We start from the raw sequence: 19,934 nt of genomic DNA, 5'->3' as shown, positions 1-19,934 counted from the left end.
AGCGGCATAAGTCCGCCCTTAAGTCTCGGACGCGGTGTCCGGCGCGGGCGGCGGCTGCAGCAGCCCGCCGAACCGACCGATCATGTAGACCCGCGTGTCGCCCTGCGGGGTGGTGCAGCTGATGACCAGCCGCACGCCGCCCTGTGTCCCCGGTCGCCCCACGCAATCGCTGAGGCTGGCGGCACCGCCGGTCTCGTTCACGTAAAGCTGCGCGTAGTGGTTCAGCAGCGCGCCCTCGTCCACGTGAGCCGAGATCCAGCCGAGCCGGAACACCATCACGGCCCCGATCAGCGTGACCACGGCCAGCGGCAGCCAGAGCAGCCAAGGGCTTTCAGCGCGACGCGCGGACACGGCCCAAAATCACGATGGCAGAGGTCATGCCATCGCCCCCATCAGCTCGCGGCCGATCAGCATCCGGCGGATTTCAGAGGTGCCGGCACCGATCTCCATCAGCTTGGCGTCGCGGAACAGGCGGCTGACCGGGCTGTCGGACAGGAACCCTGCGCCGCCCAGCGCCTGCACCGCCTGATGCGCCTGAACCATCGCCTGTTCGGAGGCATAGAGGCAGCACGCCGCCGCATCCTGACGGGTCACGGTGCCCTTGTCGCAGGCGCGCGCCACTTCGTAGACGTAGGCCCGCGCGCTGTTCATCGCGGTGTACATGTCGGCGATCTTGCCCTGCATCAGCTGGAAATTCCCGATGGGCTGGCCGAACTGCTTGCGCTCGGAGAGATAGGGCATGACCTCGTCCAGACAGGCGGCCATGATCCCCAGGCCGATGCCCGCCAGCACGACACGCTCGTAGTCGAGGCCCGACATCAGGACGGCGACGCCCTTGCCCTCTTCGCCGAGGATGTTGTCGAAGGGCACCTCGACGCCGTCAAAGATCAGCTCGGCGGTGTTGCTGCCGCGCATCCCCAGCTTGTCGAAATGCGGCGAGGTCGAGAAACCGACCATGTCTTTCTCGATCAGAAAGGCGGTGATGCCACGGCTGCCCGCGTCCGGATCGGTCTTGGCGTAGACCACCAGCGTGTCGGCGTCGGGGCCGTTGGTGATCCAGTACTTGTTGCCGCTGAGGCGGAAATGATCGTTCCGCTTTTCGGCCCGCAGCTTCATGCTGACCACATCGCTGCCTGCACCGGCTTCGGACATGGCCAATGCGCCCACATGTTGCCCGCTGACCAGACCGGGCAGGTATTTCGCCTTTTGCTCGGGGCTGCCGTTCAGCTTGATCTGGTTGACGCAGAGGTTCGAGTGCGCCCCGTAGGACAGCGAGACCGAAGCGGAGGCGCGCGCGATTTCCTCGACGGCGACGGTGTGCGCCAGGTAGGACATGGCCGATCCGCCGAACTCTTCCTCGACGGTGATGCCCAAGAGGCCCAGTTCGCCCATCTCGGTCCAGAGCTCGGGCGGGAATGCGTTGGTCTGGTCGATCTCGTGGGCCATCGGGCGCACGCGTTCCTGTGCCCAGCGGTGCACCATCTCGCGCAGGCTGTTGGCGTCTTCGCCCAGATCGAACGTCATTGAATGGGTAAACATCGGCGCATCCCTCCCGTTATTGAACGCTTGTTCATTACTTACATCCCCCCGCCCCGTCCGGTCAAGAGTGAACACCACCGAGCGCCAAGGGAACAAGCGCCGCGGCGGCGCGTTGTCACCGCAACGCAGCAGGCAACAGGAGACCCCCCGCCATGAAGGATCATGACACAATCGCCGAGATGAAGGAAAAATTCTGGGACCGGCTGAGCGACATCAATGCAGGCATGCTGGCGACACCCAGCGACCGCGCGCGGCCGATGTCGCATTCGATCCGCGACAAGGGCGAGCAGGTCTTGTGGTTCATCACCGCCGACGGCACCGACATCGCGGATGCGGCGAAGTCAGGGAGTGCGGCCACGTACCTGGTGGCCTGTCAGAAGGCCAAGCTTTATGCCACGATCGAGGGCACGCTGGACGTCGTCACCGACGAAAAGACGCTGGATGACATCTGGTCGCCGGTCGCTGCCGCCTGGTTCGAGGACGGCAAGCGCGACGAGGATATCTGCCTTGTGCGCATGACCCTGAGCAAGGCCGAGGTCTGGACGACCGATGGCGGGGCCAAGTTTCTCTACGAGATCGCCAAGTCCAACCTGTCGGAAGACACGCCCGACATGGGCGACCACGCGGTGCTCACGTTTTGATCCGTCTTGGCAAGTGGCTTGCGGTCGCGGCGCTGGGGATCAGTGGTGCCGCACAGGCCGAACAGGTGGGCGAGATCGGCGTCGACTGGGCGGGCAACGACATCGTGATCGAGGCGATTCCCGATCCGGAGGTGGCGGGCGTGACCTGTCACATCGCCTATTTCGACCGCAGCTTTATCGACCGGGTGGCCAACGGCAACTGGTTCGAGGACCCGTCGAATTCTTCGATTTCGTGCCGTCAGACCGGGCCGATCACGGTGGGTGACATCGACCGCAGCGAGGACGGCGAGGACGTGTTTCGCACCTCGCGGTCCATCGTGCTGAAGACGCTGCGGGTGAAGCGGATCTTTGACGAGGCGAACCAGACGCTGATCTATGTGGCCCATGCGCGCGAGTTAACACAAGGCAGTGCCAAGGTGAGCATGTCTACGGTGCCGCTCTATGGGGCGGACTAATGGCGGGTGTCGCATGCCAGGCATGTCCGACCCAGAACCGGAGGTTCGGAACGGGATGCGCCAAGGCCGAGAGTGCGGGACGGAGTGGTCATTTGCTGCGACTGCGCCAAGGTCCGGCTTGGTGGCCCGTTCAACAAACGGTCGTTTCTGGAAGAGGTGCTCCGAACATATTTTGCATTCGTATGGGATTGCCCTCTCGTCTGCTATTTTGCGCCTTAAGGATGCCTTATTGAGCCGCGAATAGCGAAGTTCGAAAACGTAAAGGACAAATAAATATGAAAAAACTCTTGGCGGCTGCTGTGCTTTTCATGGCTTCAGTCTTTGGCTTGGCGACTGGCGCTCTGGCAGGTGAGACGCTCTTACTGCTCGAAGACAAAGATGATTTACCCCCTCCCTATAAACAGTGGTGGTATGCAACGCCATCTGATCACAGCATGTATGATCAAGCCCATGAGGTATTTATACGCGGCGACGGAAAGCATGGAGATTTTTTTGGAATTCTGCGGGTTGACTGCCTTAAAGCCGAAAGATCGGAATGGCTTGCTACAGGAGGATGGCTATCTGCCGAAGCTGTACCAGCTCGAGCAATAACCAAACTACGCTTACAAGTATGCAATGGTGGCGGTTAAATCTAACCTGATTGGAGCTTTGAGTTTACAAAAATAGCAGCGAAGAAGGTTGCATATCAGCATCACGACGCTGCCAAAAACCCCGTCCAAAACCCAAGTAGATGTTGAAGGTTTTTGGTAACTCTCATCATAGCGGACATTCGGGCAATATGCAGCATCGTACACCACGGGCTCATTCCCGCCGTTCGCTGCGCCAGACACGAACGGCCGCGTTCCTTTTCCGTATGCGATTTGGGACAGCCAGAAGGCTAGGCGCTGGCCGCCTGATACACAGCCGACACTTCGCCGCGGATGATCCGTGCGATCAGTGCGCAATCGTTCAGCGAAAACGTTAGCGGCACCCTGATGTCCACGATACCGGCAAGCACCCTGTCGGTGGCAGGCATCGCGTCAGCCGGGGCATAGCGCCAGCTGTCGTATTTCGAGGTGAAGGCCACGGGCTCGGGCGCGCCGAACCATTTCAGCTCGACGCCGCGCGCGTAGCAGCGTTTGACCACGTCGCGCACCTTGTCCGCGTCCCAGTCCAGCAGCAGGAACTGGAAGGAAGAGCCGACGATACGCTCGGGCGCAGGCCGCTCGATCACCCTCAGGCCCGGCGTGTCGCGCACGCCGTCTTCCAACGTCTTGTAGCGCGCGTTCCAGCGCTCACATTGCTTGGCCAGATCCGCCAGCTGCGGGCGCAGGATCGCGGCGCGCAGGTTGTCCATGCGGCCCGATATGTTGGGCGTGGTATAGCGCAGATCGGCGAAGGCCTCGGGAGGCGGCGCGGCCAGGTGCCGCTCGTAGAGCATGTAGCTGCCCGACAGCATCACGGCGCGGGCCGCAACTTCGGCGTCGTCGGTCACCAGCAGTCCGCCCTCGCCCGAATTCACATGTTTGTAGGTCTGGCAGGAGTAGCAGCCGATGACGCCGTGCCGCCCCGAAGGCACGCCGTTCCACGCGGCCCCCATCGTGTGTGCGCAATCCTCGACCACGCGGATGCCGTGCCGGTCGCAGATCGCCATCAGCGCGTCCATGTCGCAGATGTGCCCGCGCATGTGGCTGAGCAGCAGCACGTCGGCCTGCCCGCCCTTGGCGTCGAGATCATCCAGATCAATCGTCAGACCTTCGGTCACGCCGACGAACACCGGCACTGCCCCCAGCGAGGCAATGGCACCCGGCACCGGGGCCAGCGTGAAGGCGTTCGACAGCACCTTGTCGCCGGGTTTCACGCCAAGTGCGCGCAGGGCGGTGGACATCGCATAGCCACCCGACGCCACGGCGAGGCAGTATTTCGCGCCGACGCTTGCGGCGAATTCCTGCTCCAGCAGCGCGGTTTCGGCCACTTCGCCCGCGACGGTGTTGTAGCGGTGCAGCCGTCCGTGACGCATCACCCGCACCGCCGCCTCGATGCCCGCTTCGGGGATCGGTTCCTGCTGGGTAAAGCTGCCCTCGAACACCTCGCTCATGCGGCGGCCCCGGTGCGCAGGAAGCGGCGGGCCATTGCGGGCAGATCGACGTAATCGTGGAGCAGAGCCTCGGGTTCCAGTGCTGCCATGTCGTCGCCCGACGGGCCGAAGGTGACCAGAACCGAAGGCACGCCCGCCGCCCGTGCGGTGTTGCGGTCGGTGTCGCTGTCGCCGATCAGGATGCAGGTCTCTGAGCCGCCCGCCTGGCGCGCGGCCTCGAACAGCGGTGCGGGGTCGGGTTTGCGCACGGCCAGGGTGTCGGCGCCGATCATCGAGGCGAAGGCATCGCGCACGCCCAGCGATTTCAGCAGCTTTTCGGCCAGGGCTGCGGGTTTGTTGGTGCAGATGCCCACGGCGAAACCGTCGGCGCGGATCGCCTCGACCGCGTCCATCGCGCCGGGGTACATCACGGTGTGCAGGTCGATGGCACCATCATAGGCTTCCAGCAGGATCGGGTAGTATTTGGTGATCAGCGCCTCGTCCATCCGGTTCAGCCGTGTCAGCCCCAGCGTCAGCATCGACCGCCCGCCGCGCAGGGCAGCGCCCGCGTCTGCCGCCGTCAGCAGATCGCCCGCGCCCATATCGCGAAAACAGACGTTGGCGGCGGCCAGCAGATCGCCGCTGGTGTCTGCCAATGTGCCGTCGAGATCAAAGATTACCGATGTCATGCCTGTCTCCTGATGGGCGGATCATTGCCGTCCTGTCGTTGTTCGTGTTACGGCCAGCAATCTTGTTTGATGGGGCCGGTGGTTGCGCCGCTTGGCAAGATGGATAAAACGGTCACACCAAGAACACAAAGAGATTTGGCATGAGCATCGCGACGGTCATCCTTGCCGCAGGCAAAGGCACGCGGATGAATTCGGAGATCCCGAAGGTCCTCCACCCCATCGCAGGCGCGCCCATGCTGGTGCACGCGCTGCAGGCGGCACGGTCGCTGGAACCCGAGCGCATGGTGGTTGTCGCAGGCCACGGTGCCGACGCGGTGACGCAGGCTGTGCACGGCTATGACGAAGACGTGCAGGTTGTCGTTCAGGACGAACAGCTGGGCACCGGACACGCGGTGCAGCAGGCCCGCGCGGCGCTGGAGGGCTTTGACGGCACGGTGATCGTGCTTTATGGCGACACGCCGTTTGTACGCCCCGAGACGTTGCAGGCGATGATCCAGGCACGCAGCACGCAAGATGTGGTGGTTCTGGGGTTCGAGGCGGCTGATCCGGGCCGCTATGGCCGGTTGAAGATGTCGGGTGATGTGCTTGATGCCATTGTGGAGTTCAAGGACGCCACCGAAGCCGAACGGGCCATCAGCTTGTGCAACTCGGGCGTTGTGGCCTGCGACGCTGCCCTGCTGTTTTCGCTGCTGGATGCTGTCACCAACGACAATGCGGCGGGCGAATATTACCTGCCTGACATCGTCGGGCTGGCCCGTGCACGGGGCTTGAGCGCCGGGGTCGTCACCTGCCCCGAGGCGGAAACGCTGGGCGTCAACTCGCGCGCCGAACTGGCCGCCGCCGATGCGCTGTTCCAGCAGACCGCGCGGGCGGCTGCGATGGAAGACGGCGTGACCCTGCTGGACCCTGCCAGCATCTATTTTTCCTATGACACCTTTATCGGGCGCGACACGGTGATCGAGCCGCATGTGTTCTTCGGCCCCGAGGTCACCATCGAATCCGGGGCGCGCATCCGCGCGTTTTCGCATCTGGAAGGCTGCCATGTGGCGCGCGGCGGGGTCATCGGCCCCTATGCCCGTCTGCGCCCCGGTGCGGAGCTGTCCGAGGACGTGCGCGTCGGCAACTTTGTCGAGATCAAGAACGCCACCATCGACGTCGGTGCCAAGGTCAATCACCTGAGCTATATCGGGGATGCGTTCGTGGGCGCGGGTGCCAACATCGGTGCCGGCACGATCACCTGCAATTACGACGGCGTGTTGAAACATCACACCCACATCGGTGCACGCGCCTTTATCGGGTCGAACACCATGCTGGTGGCGCCTGTGTCCGTGGGCAGTGAGGCAATGACGGCCTCGGGGTCGGTCATCACGTCCGATGTCGAAGACGGCGCGCTGGCCATCGCCCGCGCGCATCAGGTCGACAAACCCGGCATGGCGCGCAAGCTGATGCAGATGCTGCGTGCCAAAAAAGCCAAACAGACAAGGGGCAACTGAGATGTGCGGAATCGTCGGCGTTCTGGGCAACCACGAGGTGGCCCCCATATTGGTCGAGGCGCTGAAGCGTCTGGAATATCGCGGCTATGACAGCGCGGGCATCGCCACGGTGAACAACGGCACGCTCGACCGCCGCCGTGCGGTGGGCAAGCTGGTGAACCTGAGCGATCTTCTGGTGCACGAGCCGCTGGCGGGCAAGGCGGGCATCGGCCACACCCGGTGGGCCACGCATGGCGCGCCCTCGGTCACCAATGCGCACCCGCATCAGGCGGGACCGGTCGCCGTGGTCCATAACGGGATCATCGAGAATTTCCGCGAATTGCGCGCCGAATTGGCCGAGGCGGGGATCAAGTTCGTCACGGAAACCGACACCGAGACTGTCGCGCTGATGACGCAGATGTATATGGATGCGGGCGCAGACCCCGTCGCGGCTGCGAACCAGACGCTGGACCGGCTGCACGGTGCGTTCGCGCTGGCGTTTCTGTTCCAGGGGCAGGACGATCTGATCATTGCCGCGCGCAAGGGCTCGCCGCTGGCGATCGGGCACGGTGACGGCGAGATGTTCGTGGGCTCGGACGCGATTGCGCTGGCCCCGCTGACCGACAGGATCACCTACCTTGAGGAAGGCGACCGCGCGGTCGTCACCCGTGCGGGACTGACGGTGCATGACGCGGGTGGCGCGCAGGTGACCCGTGCCGTCAGGACGATCCAGATCGACGCCACCCGCGTCGACAAGGGCGGTCATAAACACTTCATGGCCAAGGAAATCGCCGAACAGCCGACCGTGATCGGCAATGCGCTGGCCAACTACCTGACCGCCGAGGGGCAGATCGCCCTGCCCGGTCCCGGTGTCGATTTCAACGATATCGACCGGCTGACGCTGGTCGCCTGCGGCACCGCCTATTACGCCTGTCTGACCGCGAAATACTGGTTCGAGCAGATCGCGCGCATCCCCGTCGAGGTCGATGTGGCGTCTGAATTCCGCTACCGCGAGCCGCCGATCCCCGACCGCACGCTGGCGCTGTTCGTGTCGCAATCGGGCGAGACCGCCGACACGCTGGCGGCACTGCGCTATTGCAAGGGCAAGGCCGCGCGCATCCTGTCGGTGGTCAATGTTCCCGAAAGCTCGATCGCGCGCGAAAGCGATCTGGCGCTGCCGATCCATGCGGGCATCGAAGTCGGCGTCGCCTCGACCAAGGCGTTCACCTGCCAGCTGACCGTGCTGTTGATGCTGACGCTGAAGGCCGCGTCGGACCGGGGCAGGCTGTCGGCGGATCAGCTTGCCGATCACGTCTCGGCCCTGCGCGGGCTGCCTGCGCTGATGTCGGTGGCGCTGGAGCAGAACCTCGCGATGCAGAACACCGCCCGCCGCCTGTCCGAGGCGCGCGACGTGCTGTTTCTGGGACGTGGGCTGATGTACCCTCTGGCGCTTGAGGGCGCGCTGAAACTGAAGGAAATCAGCTATATACACGCCGAAGCCTATGCATCGGGCGAGCTGAAGCACGGGCCCATCGCGCTGATCGACAAACATGTGCCGGTGGTGATGATGGCCCCGCGCGACACGCTGTTCGACAAGAGCGTCAGCAACATGCAGGAGGTCATGGCGCGCAAGGGCAAGGTGGTGCTGATCTCGGACGCCAAGGGGTTGGCAGAGGCCGGCGAAGGCGTCTGGGCCTCGATCGAGATGCCGCCGGTGCACAACGCCGTGGCGCCGATCCTCTATGCCCTGCCCGCGCAATTGCTGGCCTATCACACCGCCGTCGCCAAGGGCACCGATGTGGACCAGCCGCGCAATCTGGCCAAATCGGTCACGGTGGAATAAGGGGCAAGCCATCGGACCCGGATCGAACGGACCAACATCGACGGTCTGACCCTACATATATTGGACACCAACACATGACACCCGAAGCGGCCCTGGCCGAAATCACCGAACACGCCGACCCCGAACGGGCGACAGGCGCGCAGGCCTATCACAAGGCCGACCGCACCTATCTGGGCGTGCCCAACCCGGTGCTGAACGAGTTGACCAAGGCCTGGCGGCAAGAGCTGGACATCGACACCCGCGTGGCGCTGGCCCGCGGGCTGTGGCAGACCGACATCTTCGAGGCGCGCATCGTCGCCGCCAAGCTGCTGACGCAGGCCCGCATGGAGCCTGACGCCGCCGCGTGGGCGCTGATCAAGTCATGGGCCCCGGATTTCGACAGCTGGGCGATTGCCGATCACGCCTGCATGGCGGGGCAGAAACGTCTGATCGCCGACCCGTCGCGTCTGGACGAGGTCGAGGCCTGGACCACCAGCGATCACATGTGGACCAAACGCGCGGCGCTGGTCATCACCCTGCCCTGGACCAAGCAGAACCACCCCAAACCGCAAGAGGCCGAAGCCCGCGACCGCATATTGGGATGGGCCGCAAGCTATGCCCCCGACGGGCGCTGGTTCATCCAGAAGGCAATCTCGTGGTGGCTGCGCGATCTGAGCAAGCATGACCCCGACCGCACCCGCACCTTTCTGGCCGAACATGGCGATACGATGAAGGCATTCGCCCGCAAGGACGCGGCCAAGTACCTGTAAGGCCAAGTATCTTTAGGGCACTGCCGGTCCCTTCATCTTGCAAGATAAACTCGCGCCGCAGGCTTCCGCAGCCTGCCGCGCGCAGCACCGCTTATGATGCGCTGAACACTTCGATCTCGGGCAATCCGGTCAGCGGCGCGCCCAGCGTCTGGAACGCCGACAGCGACATGCGGCTGCCCGCCGATGCGGGCCCGTCGATCGGGATCAGCGTCACCGCCACCGATTTGCCGGTGCCTGCAAAGCTGACCCGCCCCGCTTGCTCGGTTTGAACCAGCGGCGTCTTCAACCACAATCCCGGCTCTGACGGGCTGCCCAGCGATGCGACGGTCGTGCCCAGACGCCCGCCCACGGGGGCCGGAGCGCTGGCGGCGGCCTTTTCCTCGGCACTGACCGTGTCGAAGTCAGCGACCGTGCGCGCGCCTGCTGCGGGCACGGCCGATGCGGGCCGCGATTGGGGCCGCGTCTGGGCACCTGCAGCCTCCCCGCTTGCGGCACCATCCGGGCGCGGTTGCAAAAATTCGGGCAGCTGCGCACAGCCCGCGAGGGTGCAGGCGCACATCAGGATCATGGGTATCGTTTTCATGACTGCAAGCTAAGCACAGCGCACAAGGAGCATCAATGTGCATTCCCCCTTGCTGCGCTTTCCCGCCACCCTTACCTATGGGGGCATGAATGCACCGCTGATCGACCCCTTCGCCCGCGCCATCACGTACCTGCGCGTTTCTGTCACCGACAGATGCGATTTCCGTTGTGTCTATTGCATGTCGGAAAACATGACCTTCCTGCCCAAGAAGGACCTGCTGACGCTGGAAGAGCTCGACCGCATGTGCACCGCCTTTGTCGATCTGGGCGTGGAAAAGCTGCGGATCACCGGCGGCGAGCCTCTGGTGCGGCGCGAAATCATGACGTTTTTCAACAGCATGGCCCGCCATCTGGACGCGGGCACGCTGAAAGAGCTGACGCTGACCACCAATGGCAGCCAGCTTGAGCGCTTTGCCAGGGATCTCTATGCCGCCGGTGTGCGCCGCGTGAACATCTCGCTCGACACGCTGGACGAACAGAAATTCGCCGACATCACCCGTTGGGGGCGTCTGCCACAAGTGCTGCGCGGCATCGATGCGGCACAGGCCGCCGGGCTGCACGTCAAGATCAACGCTGTGGCGCTCAAGGGTTTCAACGAGGACGAGCTGCCCACGATCACGCAGTGGTGTGCCGAGCGTGGCATGGACCTGACCTGGATCGAGGTGATGCCGATGGGCGATCTCGGGAACGAGGACCGCCTGGGCCAGTACTGGTCGCTGAAGGACGTGCGCGCCCGCTACGCCGAACATTACACGGTGACCGATCTGGCCGAGCGCACGGGCGGCCCCGCGCGCTATGTGCGGCTGGAGGAGACCGGTCAGAAGATCGGCTTCATCACCCCACTCAGCCACAATTTCTGCGAAAGCTGCAACCGCGTGCGTCTGACCTGCACCGGCGAGATTTACCTGTGTCTGGGTCAGGAAGACATGATGGACCTGCGCGCGCCCCTGCGCGATCACCCCGACGACGACGCGCCGCTGCACGCCGCCATCCGTCAGGCCATCGGGATCAAGCCCAAGGGCCATGATTTCGACTATTCCCGCCAGCAGGCCGACGGGCAGATGCCCCGCCACATGAGCCATACCGGCGGCTGAATGCGTCCGACCGCCCTTTACCGTGCCTATGTGGTCGCCGCCGCACTGGCAGTGCCATTTGCCGCACATCTGCGCATCCGGCGTTTGCGCCGCGACGGGGTGGCGGTGCACCGCGCCCATGAGATTCTGGGCCAGACCACCGAACAGCGCCCCGGCGGCCTGCTGATCTGGTTTCACGCGGCGTCTGTCGGCGAAAGCCTGTCGGTGCTGCCGTTGATCGCCGCCATCGGGCGGCAACTGCCCGAGGCGCGTTTTCTGATCACCTCGGCCACGCCCACGTCCGCCGCGATGATCGCCGCGCGGATGCCGCCGCGCTGCGTGCATCAGTTCGCGCCGCTGGATTCCGCCGGGCCAGTCAAACGCTTCCTGAAACGCTGGCGGCCCGATGCGGCGGTCTTTGTCGAATCCGAGCTGTGGCCGCAGATCCTTGTCCGTGCGCACCGTGAGAACATCCCGCTGGCGCTGGTCGGCGCGCGCATGTCGCTGCGCTCGCTGTCGCGGTGGGCCAGGTTTCCGCGCACCGCCGCATATATCCTGGGCCAGTTCCGACTGATCCTGACGCAGAATGCCGAGATGGCGCAGGCACTTGGGCCCCTCACGCCGCCGCATACGGAGGTCGAGGCCGGCTTCAACCTCAAGAGCCTGTCGCCCGCATTGCCCGTGCACGGTGCCGCGCGCAGCCGTCTGGCCGACATCATCGCGCAGCGCCCGACCTGGGTTGCCGCCTCGACCCATCCCGGCGAAGAGGCTGACGCGCTGCTGGCCCATGCCCATGTGCTGCAGACCCATCCCGACGCGCTGCTGATCCTGGCGCCGCGCCACCCGGATCGCGGGGACGCGGTGGCGGCGCTGATCACCGACATGGGCCTGACCCACACCCGCCGGACGTCGGGGGACGCGCCCGACGCGCAGGTTTTCCTCGCCGACACGCTGGGCGAGATGGGGCTGTGGTATGCGCTGGCGCCCTTCGTGTTCCTGGGCGGATCGCTGCAACCGCATGGCGGGCACAACCCCTTCGAGGTGGCGCAGGCCGGGGCCGCCATCCTGACTGGCCCGCATCTGTCGAACTTTGCCGAAACCTTCGCCCCGCTCGAAGCCTGCGGTGCGGTGCGGCTGGTCGCCGATGGCCGCGATCTGGGGGAAAAGGCGCTGCACTGGATCGACACGCCGCAGGCCCTTGCGCGCGCGCGCACCGCTGCCGGTGACTTCGTGGCAAAGCGCGACACCGGGGCTGCGGACATCGCCGCGCGGCTGGTCACCGCATTGGATTTATCATGAGAAGCCGCGTCTTCGTCACCAATTTCAACCGCAATTTCACCGGTGTTTCGGCGACGGCGGCCAATGTGGTGCGCCAGCAGGTCGGACGCTATGACCTGCACCTGGTGGGCCAGCCGCTGCCCGGCTGCCCCGAGCCGATCACCGTCAAGGAGGCCCGCGCGCTGTCGCATGATCCCTGCATCTGGCACGTGCGCCGCAACACCGAAATGCGGGCCGCGATCTGGGCACGCGATGTGCTGCGTCTGCCGGTGCGCATCGTGTTCACCTCGGCCGCACAGCGCCGCCACTCGGCCTTTCCGCGCTGGCTGATCAGCCGGATGGACGCGGTGATCGCCACCACCGACAAGGCCGCAGGCTTCGTGCCCCACGTCCGCGCCACGGTCCCGCACGGCGTCGATACCGATGTGTTTGCGCCGGCACCCGACCGCGGCGCCGCCTGGTCCGCATTGGGCTACGGCGGCAGCATCGGCATCGCCACCGTGGGCCGCATCCGCCCCGAGAAAGGCACCGACCGCTTTGTCGCGGCGATGATCGCGTTGCTGCCGACGCTTCCCGGTGCCACGGCACTGGTCATCGGGCGTGCCGCGCGCGAACATCAAGGCTTCCTGAAAGACCTGAAATCACAGATCGAAGCCGCTGATTTAAGCGACCGCATCCTCTTCCCCGGCGAAGTGCCCGCCGCCGATCTGCCAAGGCTCATGCGCGCACTCAGCCTGATCGTGCAACTGCCCCGCTACGAAGGCTACGGCATGGTCCCGCTGGAAGGCATGGCCAGCGGCGTGCCCTTCGTCGGCACCGACGCGGGCTATTACCGGGCCTTCAGCAACCACGAGACCGCTGGGCTGATCACCGCACCCGAAGGTGCCGCGAGCGCCGCCCGCACCATCCTCACGGAACATTTCGAAAAAATGGCACAGGCCGCCCGCACCACCGCCTGTCAACAGTTCTCGGCCAAGGCCGAAGCCTGCGGCATTGCCCGCGTCTACGAGAGCCTCTGACTTTTCTTTTGGCCAAAAATATCCCGGGGGAGGCCGCAGGCCGGGGGCAGAGCCCCCAACCAACGCCCTCAGCCCGGAACGCCAGCCATCAGGCCGCAGGCATCCGCTGTTCGACGATCCCCGCCCACCACGAGCATCCCGCCGGGATCGCCTCGTCGTTGAAGTTGTATTCGGGGTGGTGCACCATCGCGCCCTCGCCGTTGCCGACCAGGATATAGGCGCCGGGGCGCTCTTCGAGCATGAAGGCGAAGTCCTCGCCGCCCATGACCAGCGGCGCGTCGTCACAGCCGCCGGACACCGCACGCGCCACGTCGGCGGCGAATTCGGTCTGCGCGTCGTGGTTGGCCATCACCGGATAGCCGCGGTGGTATTTCACATCCGCCACGCCGCCGAATGTGGCACCGATGCCTGCGGCAATCGCCTTGATCCGCTGTTCCGCCAGATCGCGCATTTCGGTGCTCATGGTGCGCACGGTGCCCTTGATGTGAACCTTTTGCGGGATCACGTTGTAGGCCTTGGAGGAGGTCTCGAACGAGGTCACGGACACCACCACCTGATCCACCGGATCGGCGTTGCGGCTGGCGATGGTCTGCATCGCGAGGACCAGCTGCGAGGCCATCACGGTTGTGTCCACCGTGTCATGCGGTTTCGCGGCGTGGCCGCCCTTGCCCTCGACATGGATGTCGAAGGTGTCGGTCGCGGCAAAGAACGCGCCCGGACGGATCGCGAACTGCCCCGTGGGCAGGCCGGGCCAGTTGTGCATGCCGTAGACTTCCTGCACGCCCCAGCGGTCCATCATGCCATCGTCGCACATTTCCTTGCCGCCGCCACCGCCTTCTTCGGCGGGTTGGAAGATCAGCACCACGGTGCCGTCGAAATTGCGCGTCTCGGCCAGGTATTGCGCGGCCCCCAGCAACATCGCGGTGTGCCCGTCGTGGCCGCAGGCGTGCATCGCGCCGTCGGTTTTCGAGGCATAATCAAGCCCCGTCTGTTCGTGGATCGGCAGCGCGTCCATGTCGGCGCGCAGGCCGATGACCTTGCCTTGGGTGTCGGTCTTGCCCTTGATCACGCCCACGACGCCGGTGCGCCCGATGCCGGTGACGATCTCGTCGCAGCCGAAATCCTTGAGCTTGTCGGCGACCAGGGCGCTGGTGCGGTGGGTTTCAAACAGGATCTCGGGGTTTTCGTGCAGATCGCGGCGCCAGGCGGTGATGTCGGCGTGCAGTTCGGCAAATCGGTTCTTGACGGGCATGGTCAGTCTTTCCTTTCGAGGGGTTGGTGGCAGCGCGGCATCACGCCTGCGCCAGCCGTTGTTCGACAAGTTCGGCAAACCAGCTGCATCCGGCGGGGATCGCTTCGTCGTCGAAGTTATATTTCGGATGGTGGACCATCGCGCCCTCGCCGTTGCCGACGAGGATATAGGCACCCGGGCGGGCGTTCAGCATGAAGGCGAAGTCTTCGGCGGCCATCACCGGCGGGATGTCTTCGGTCACGTCGCCCGCGACGGCGCGTGCCGCTGCGATGGCGTAGTCGGTGTTGGCCTCGGCGTTCACGGTGACGGGGTAGCCCACGACATAGTCGATCTCGGCCACGCAGCCGTAAGCCTGTGCCGTCGCAGTCGCGATCGCCTGCACGCGGTCCTGCGCCATGGCGCGCACTGCTTCGTCCAGCGCACGCACGGTGCCCTTCATCGTGGTCGCCTGCGGGATCACGTTGCTGACGTGGCTGTCGGAGTGCAGCGCGCCCACCGTCACCACCACCGACGACAGCGGATTGGCGTTGCGGCTGGCGATGCTTTGCAGGGCCACGATCACGTGGGCTGCGGCAAGGTTGGGGTCGATGGCCTCGTGCGGCTGGGCGGCATGGCCGCCCTTGCCGACCACGCGGATGGTGAACTCGTCCGCGCTGGCCAACAGCGGGCCGGGGCGGATCGCGAAGCTGCCGGTAGGCAGGCCGGGCATGTTGTGCATGCCGTAGACTTCCTGGATGTTCCAGCGGTCCATCAGCCCGTCGTTGACCATCTCGCGGCCACCGCCGCCGCCCTCTTCGGCGGGCTGGAAGATCAGCACCACGGTGCCGTCGAAATTGCGGGTCTCGGCAAGGTATTGCGCCGCCCCCAGCAGCATCGCGGTGTGGCCGTCGTGGCCGCAGGCGTGCATCTTGCCCGGCACGGTCGAGGCATAGTCAAGCCCGGTGTCCTCGATGATCGGCAGCGCGTCCATGTCGGCGCGCAGGCCGATGACGCGGTCGCTGGTGCCGCGCCCCTTGATCACGCCGACGACGCCGGTCTTGCCGATGCCGGTGGTGATCTCGTCGACGCCGAAGGCGCGCAGCTTGTCCTCGACGAATTTCGCGGTCTCGTGCACGTCGAACAGCAGTTCGGGGTGCGCGTGCAGGTGGCGACGCCAGGCGGTGATGTCGCCGTGCATTTCGGCGAAACGGTTCTTGATCGGCATGGGGCGTCTCCTTCGCGGGGTGTTGTGGGTCTAAAGTCCGGGCCCGAGGGTCATGGCCGAGCCGTCGCTGAAACGCGACAGGCGGAAGCGGCGCAGATCATGCCCGACCTTGTCACCGGTGACCAGTGCGGCCAGCACGCGGCCCATTCCGGGGCCGATGCCGAAGCCGTGGCCGCTCATGCCGGTGCCGATGGTCAGGCCGGGAAGTGCGGCGGCGCGGTCCACGACGGGCACGATATCGGGCATCGTGTCGATCATGCCGGCCCAGGATTTTGCGGCGCGGACCTCGCCCAGTCCGGGCATCATCTGCGCGAACTGGCGCAGCAGCTTGGCCGCCTTGCGCGCGTTGGGCGCGGGGTTCAGCACGCGCATCCGCTCGAACGGGCTGATGGCGTCATCGGCCCAGCGGCGCGGCGTGCCCCAGCCGTCGGGGAAGCCTGCCGGGGCGCGGGGCAACAGCCGCACGCCGAAGGGATCGGCGCGCAACTGCGTGGCGTAATGGCGCAGGCTGCGAAAGGCGCTGGGGCCCACGAACAATTCGGAAAATCCGCCCTGCGCCAGCGAATAGCCGCCATCGGCGCGGTGCCGGAACGCCACGCGGCTGTCGGCAGCACCGCCCTGATAGACCGCATCCATCGGCTCCGTGGCGACCACGGTCGCGCGCACGCTGAGTTGCGGCACGAAGATGCCGTGGCGTTGCAGGAACAGCGCGGACCATGCACCACCGGCCAGGACCACTTCGGGTGCCTTGATGCGGCCCGCTTCGGTGATGACGCCTGCGACCTTGCCGCCCTCGATGTCCAGACCCCGCACGGCGCAGTTTTCGACCAGCGTGGCCCCTTCGCGCGCGGCGATGCCTGCAAGTGCGGGCACGGCGACCCAAGGCTCGGCGCGCATGTCCTGTGCCGTGTAGAGCGCGCCCGCATAGCTGCGCGACAGGTTCGGGATCAGCTTGGCGGTCTCGGCGCTGCTCAGCATCCGACTGTCGAGGCCATTGGCGCGGGCGTGGTCCAGCCAGCCCTCGTATTTGACATAGTCCTTTTCGGTTTCCGCCAGATAGGTCACGCCCTCTTGCCGCAGCCCGATGTCGACATTGGTTTGCCGGGCAAAGGCGCGCCAGTGCTCGCCTGCTTCAAGCATGATCGGAATTTCGTCGGGGTCGCGCCCCTGCAACCTGATCCAGCCCCAGTTGCGGCTGGACTGTTCGGCGGCGATGCGCCCCTTTTCCAGCAGGACGACGCGCTGGCCTGCACGGGCCAGAAACAGGGCCGTGCAGACACCGATGACACCGCCTCCGATAACCACGACATCCGCCTCTTTCGGGGCGGGACCGGGCCATTGCGGCGGCGTATTCATGAATATGGGAAAGCTCATGCGGCGCACCCTACGCCCTGGATTGGCAGGTGCAAGACGCTGTGAAATCCTTTGCAGGCTTCATGCGAAAAAATGCTTCATTTTTCGGCGAATAAACCAAAGGTTGAACGCGCAGCCAAAGTCAGCTGCGCGTGGTTGTGTGGGGTCAGGCGACCTGCGCCGTCCTTGCGCGCCATGCCGGCAGCCGGATGATCGCGGTGGTGCGGTTCTCGGAGGCTTCGACCTCGAATTCGCCGCCGTGCAGTTCCACCAGCTTGCGCGTCAACGGCAGACCCAGCCCCAGACCGCCGCGCGTGTCGCGCTGGTCGATGTCGCCGCCGACGACGAAGGGCTCGTAGAGCTTTGCCAGCTCGACGTTCATGTCGAGAGCGCCGTTGTCGGTGATCGACAGCTCGATGTTGCCTGCAGCATCCAGACGGCTGGCCACCGTGATCTCGTCGCCGCCGTGGTTGATCGCGTTCAGCGCCAGCGCGTTCAGGGCCAGTTTGATCTGCTCGGGGTCCATGTAGACCGGCAGGGTCAGCAGGTTGTCGGCGAAGCGTATGGACTTCAACGTGCCATCGGGCCCCGGCAGCACGAGGTCCGCGACGCTCTTGGTGATATGCTCGAACCCTGCAAACGTTTCGTTCAGACGCAGCTCTCCGGTCGAGGCATTGCTGAAGGTGATGATCGTCTCAACGAGGCCCATGAGCTGCTCGGCCGATCTGTAGGCGGAACTGAGCAGCGATTTGTTCGCGCCGTTTTGGGCCATGGCGTCCAGCATCTTGAGGCTGCCGGAAAGGATCGTCAGAGGGGTGCGGAATTCATGGCCGATCAGGGTGATGAAGGTGGACTGCACCGCCTCGTCCGGTGTCTGGCTGACCGGCTTCGGTGGCACTGCTTCCAATGCTGCGACGACGGCGCAACCGAGGTCTTCCAGGATGGCCATCTGCTGATCGCTCGGCGCATCGTGCGGCACCAGATCCAGCCCGCACAGGCTGCCGAAACGCTGGCCCGATGACAGGATCAGCGGCACACCGGCGTAGAACCGGGCACCGGGACCGCCCTCGGCGACCATCGGGTGATTTTCGAAACGCGGGTCCTTGCTGAGGTCGGGGACGACCATCGGTTGGCCGGACATGATCGTGTGGGTGCAGAAGCTGTTGTTCTTCGGCATCCGCTCGAGTGCGATGCCGACCACGCTTTTGTACCATTGGGTATCATCTTCGATGACGCTGATATGGGCGATCGGACAGCCCAGCAGCTTGCGCGTCGCCTCGCAGATTGCGTCGAACACGGCTGTGTTCGCCTCGGTGAAACCGGGGACCGAAAAGACCGACCGGAGGCGGGCCTCCTCGTTGAAGGGAATTGGATAAGTTCGCACTGTGCACCTCGAAAAAACAACTGTTGATGATCTGATAACAGTCGGTTTCCAAGTTTCAATTCCAGAGTGCCGCTAGGGAAACAAATATAGTTCGGTTGCCGAAGTGTATGGCAAATTTGGCTCACATTCTCGTTTTGGTAGAAGCATTTAGCCGATATGGACGGCGCGCTTCGCGGTGGTTCAGCCCAGACGCTCGACCAGATCGTGCATGAACTGGTGACCCAGATCGAACTGCGCGACGGTGATGAATTCGTTCGGCTGGTGCGCCTGTGCGATGTCGCCCGGACCGCAGACCACCGCCGAATAGCCCGCCGCCTGGAACTGGCCCGCCTCTGTGCCGTAGCTGACCACGTGGCCGCCGTTGTCGCCGGTGATCTGGCGCACGAGGGTCTCTGCCGCGCCGTTTTCCTCGGGCTTGAGCGGGGGCACTGAAAAGCGCTCGGAAATCTCGACGCGCGCGTCGGGGTGGACGGTCTGCATCCGCGCCTCGATGGTGCGGACATGTTCGAGATAGGACTCCTTGAGCGCCACGGGGTCGTCACCGGGCACGGCGCGGAAATCCATCGAAAAGCGGCAATCCTTGGCGGTGATGTTGTGCGCGGTGCCGCCGCTGATCTGGCCCACGTGCCATGTGGTCACGGGCGGCTCGAACATCGCACCAAGTGCTGTGGGCGGATTGCCGAAATTCTCGGCGTTGCGCTGGTTGGCGAAGTCGATGATCTTTGCGCCTTCGAGGATCGCGGAGACCCCGGTGTGCAGGATCGACGAATGCACCTCGAAGCCGATCACGTGGGTGTCGAACCCCTGCCCGCCCTTGTGGCCGGTCACCGCCTGCAGCATCGACGGCTCGCCCACGATCACCAGCTCGCCCTTGGGCAGCACGGGCTGCATCGCCTCGATCATCGGCGGCGCGCCGGTGCAGCCGATTTCCTCGTCGAAGCTGAGCGCCAGTTGCAGCGGGCGTTTCACCTGCGCGTAGTGCGCCTCGACCAGGGCCCAGATCGCCAGCGCGTCGAAGCCCTTCATGTCGCAGGTGCCGCGCCCGTAATATTTGCCGTCGCGTTCGGTCACGGTCCAGGGGTCGCTGTCCCAGGGCTGGCCGTCGACGGGCACCACGTCCGTGTGACCCGAGAGCACCACAGCCCCCTCGACCCAGGGACCGACGTGCGCGAAGAGCGCCGCCTTGTGCGGCTGGTCGGGGTCGGGCCAGCGGTGGGCGGTGATGCCATGCGAGGCAAGATAGGCCTCGACCCAGTCGATCAGCGGCAGGTTGGTGTCGCGCGAGACGGTGGGGAAACTGATGAGCTTGGTCATCAGATCCAGAGGGCTTAGACGGTCAGGCATT

The 19,934-nt window shown here is 65.0% G+C and carries 19 protein-coding genes; 9 read left to right on the top strand and 10 right to left on the bottom strand.

Annotation, left to right across the window (positions count from 1 at the left end; genetic code table 11):
- Positions 1–18: 18 nt before the first annotated feature.
- Entirely contained in the window at positions 19–351 is a 333-nt protein-coding gene (locus NTA49_RS07850; RefSeq protein ID WP_258294144.1) for a hypothetical protein, read from the bottom strand.
- 24 nt (positions 352–375) lie between these two features.
- A complete protein-coding gene (locus tag NTA49_RS07845) occupies positions 376–1,539 on the bottom strand; it encodes an isovaleryl-CoA dehydrogenase (protein ID WP_258294143.1) in 1,164 nt (387 codons plus the stop codon).
- Positions 1,540–1,691: 152 nt separating this feature from the next.
- On the opposite strand from NTA49_RS07845, the gene NTA49_RS07840 reads away from it, so the two are divergent.
- The 3 genes from NTA49_RS07840 (at position 1,692) to NTA49_RS07830 (ending at position 3,264) form a co-directional block, all read left to right on the top strand.
- Positions 1,692–2,180 (top strand): pyridoxamine 5'-phosphate oxidase family protein, encoded by a 489-nt coding sequence (locus tag NTA49_RS07840; RefSeq protein ID WP_258294142.1) that lies wholly within the window; start codon positions 1,692–1,694, stop codon positions 2,178–2,180.
- Entirely contained in the window at positions 2,177–2,635 is a 459-nt protein-coding gene (locus NTA49_RS07835) for a CreA family protein (RefSeq protein WP_258294141.1), read from the top strand. The genes NTA49_RS07840 and NTA49_RS07835 overlap by 4 nt, the downstream gene beginning before the upstream one ends.
- Positions 2,636–2,910: 275 nt before the next feature.
- The gene (locus NTA49_RS07830) at positions 2,911–3,264 is read left to right on the top strand and encodes a hypothetical protein (protein ID WP_258294140.1); all 354 of its coding nucleotides are present in this window, start codon (positions 2,911–2,913) and stop codon (positions 3,262–3,264) included.
- Positions 3,265–3,512: 248 nt separating this feature from the next.
- Here NTA49_RS07830 and NTA49_RS07825 read toward each other — a convergent pair whose 3' ends face one another.
- Positions 3,513–4,712, bottom strand: a complete 1,200-nt coding sequence (locus NTA49_RS07825; protein ID WP_258294139.1) for a DegT/DnrJ/EryC1/StrS family aminotransferase — start codon at positions 4,710–4,712, stop codon at positions 3,513–3,515.
- Complete coding sequence (locus NTA49_RS07820) at positions 4,709–5,380, bottom strand: HAD-IA family hydrolase (protein ID WP_258294137.1); 672 nt, start codon at positions 5,378–5,380, stop codon at positions 4,709–4,711. Before NTA49_RS07820 ends, NTA49_RS07825 begins: the two co-directional genes overlap by 4 nt.
- A gap of 140 nt (positions 5,381–5,520) precedes the next feature.
- On the opposite strand from NTA49_RS07820, the gene glmU reads away from it, so the two are divergent.
- From glmU to NTA49_RS07805, 3 genes are all read left to right on the top strand, one after another.
- The gene (gene glmU, locus NTA49_RS07815; protein WP_258294136.1) at positions 5,521–6,873 is read left to right on the top strand and encodes a bifunctional UDP-N-acetylglucosamine diphosphorylase/glucosamine-1-phosphate N-acetyltransferase GlmU; all 1,353 of its coding nucleotides are present in this window, start codon (positions 5,521–5,523) and stop codon (positions 6,871–6,873) included.
- A 1-nt stretch (position 6,874) separates the two neighbouring features.
- The gene (gene glmS / locus NTA49_RS07810) at positions 6,875–8,695 is read left to right on the top strand and encodes a glutamine--fructose-6-phosphate transaminase (isomerizing) (RefSeq protein ID WP_258294134.1); all 1,821 of its coding nucleotides are present in this window, start codon (positions 6,875–6,877) and stop codon (positions 8,693–8,695) included.
- Positions 8,696–8,769: 74 nt separating this feature from the next.
- Positions 8,770–9,444 (top strand): DNA alkylation repair protein, encoded by a 675-nt coding sequence (locus tag NTA49_RS07805; RefSeq protein ID WP_258294133.1) that lies wholly within the window; start codon positions 8,770–8,772, stop codon positions 9,442–9,444.
- 91 nt (positions 9,445–9,535) lie between these two features.
- On the opposite strand, the gene NTA49_RS07800 is transcribed toward NTA49_RS07805, so the two are convergent.
- The gene (locus tag NTA49_RS07800) at positions 9,536–10,027 is read right to left on the bottom strand and encodes a hypothetical protein (protein WP_258294131.1); all 492 of its coding nucleotides are present in this window, start codon (positions 10,025–10,027) and stop codon (positions 9,536–9,538) included.
- An 85-nt stretch (positions 10,028–10,112) separates the two neighbouring features.
- Between NTA49_RS07800 and moaA the strand changes: the two genes are divergently transcribed.
- From moaA to NTA49_RS07785, 3 genes are read left to right on the top strand one after another with little or no spacing between them, the layout of a single operon-like run.
- Positions 10,113–11,120 carry a GTP 3',8-cyclase MoaA gene (moaA, locus tag NTA49_RS07795; RefSeq protein ID WP_258294130.1) on the top strand — a complete coding sequence of 336 codons (1,008 nt, stop codon included), beginning with the start codon at positions 10,113–10,115 and terminating at the stop codon, positions 11,118–11,120.
- Positions 11,121–12,398, top strand: coding sequence for a 3-deoxy-D-manno-octulosonic acid transferase (locus tag NTA49_RS07790; RefSeq protein ID WP_258294129.1), 1,278 nt, complete (start codon positions 11,121–11,123; stop codon positions 12,396–12,398).
- Entirely contained in the window at positions 12,395–13,396 is a 1,002-nt protein-coding gene (locus tag NTA49_RS07785) for a glycosyltransferase family 4 protein (RefSeq protein ID WP_258294128.1), read from the top strand. Before NTA49_RS07790 ends, NTA49_RS07785 begins: the two co-directional genes overlap by 4 nt.
- Positions 13,397–13,484: 88 nt before the next feature.
- On the opposite strand, the gene NTA49_RS07780 is transcribed toward NTA49_RS07785, so the two are convergent.
- The 5 genes from NTA49_RS07780 to argE form a co-directional block, all read right to left on the bottom strand.
- Positions 13,485–14,648, bottom strand: coding sequence for a M20 aminoacylase family protein (locus tag NTA49_RS07780; RefSeq protein ID WP_258294127.1), 1,164 nt, complete (start codon positions 14,646–14,648; stop codon positions 13,485–13,487).
- Positions 14,649–14,688: 40 nt separating this feature from the next.
- Complete coding sequence (locus NTA49_RS07775; RefSeq protein WP_258294126.1) at positions 14,689–15,852, bottom strand: M20 aminoacylase family protein; 1,164 nt, start codon at positions 15,850–15,852, stop codon at positions 14,689–14,691.
- Between the two features lie 30 nt (positions 15,853–15,882).
- Complete coding sequence (locus tag NTA49_RS07770) at positions 15,883–17,226, bottom strand: NAD(P)/FAD-dependent oxidoreductase (protein ID WP_258294125.1); 1,344 nt, start codon at positions 17,224–17,226, stop codon at positions 15,883–15,885.
- A gap of 145 nt (positions 17,227–17,371) precedes the next feature.
- A complete protein-coding gene (locus NTA49_RS17265) occupies positions 17,372–18,589 on the bottom strand; it encodes a GAF domain-containing sensor histidine kinase (protein WP_258294124.1) in 1,218 nt (405 codons plus the stop codon).
- A 180-nt stretch (positions 18,590–18,769) separates the two neighbouring features.
- Positions 18,770–19,933, bottom strand: a complete 1,164-nt coding sequence (gene argE / locus NTA49_RS07760) for an acetylornithine deacetylase (protein ID WP_258294123.1) — start codon at positions 19,931–19,933, stop codon at positions 18,770–18,772.
- Position 19,934 lies beyond the last annotated feature (1 nt).

Source organism: Pseudosulfitobacter koreensis (assembly GCF_024733015.1).
Classification (GTDB): Bacteria; Pseudomonadota; Alphaproteobacteria; order Rhodobacterales; family Rhodobacteraceae; genus Pseudosulfitobacter; species Pseudosulfitobacter koreensis.
The sequence above is the reverse complement of the archived record's forward strand: the minus strand, read 5'-3'. Positions and strand labels throughout refer to the sequence as shown.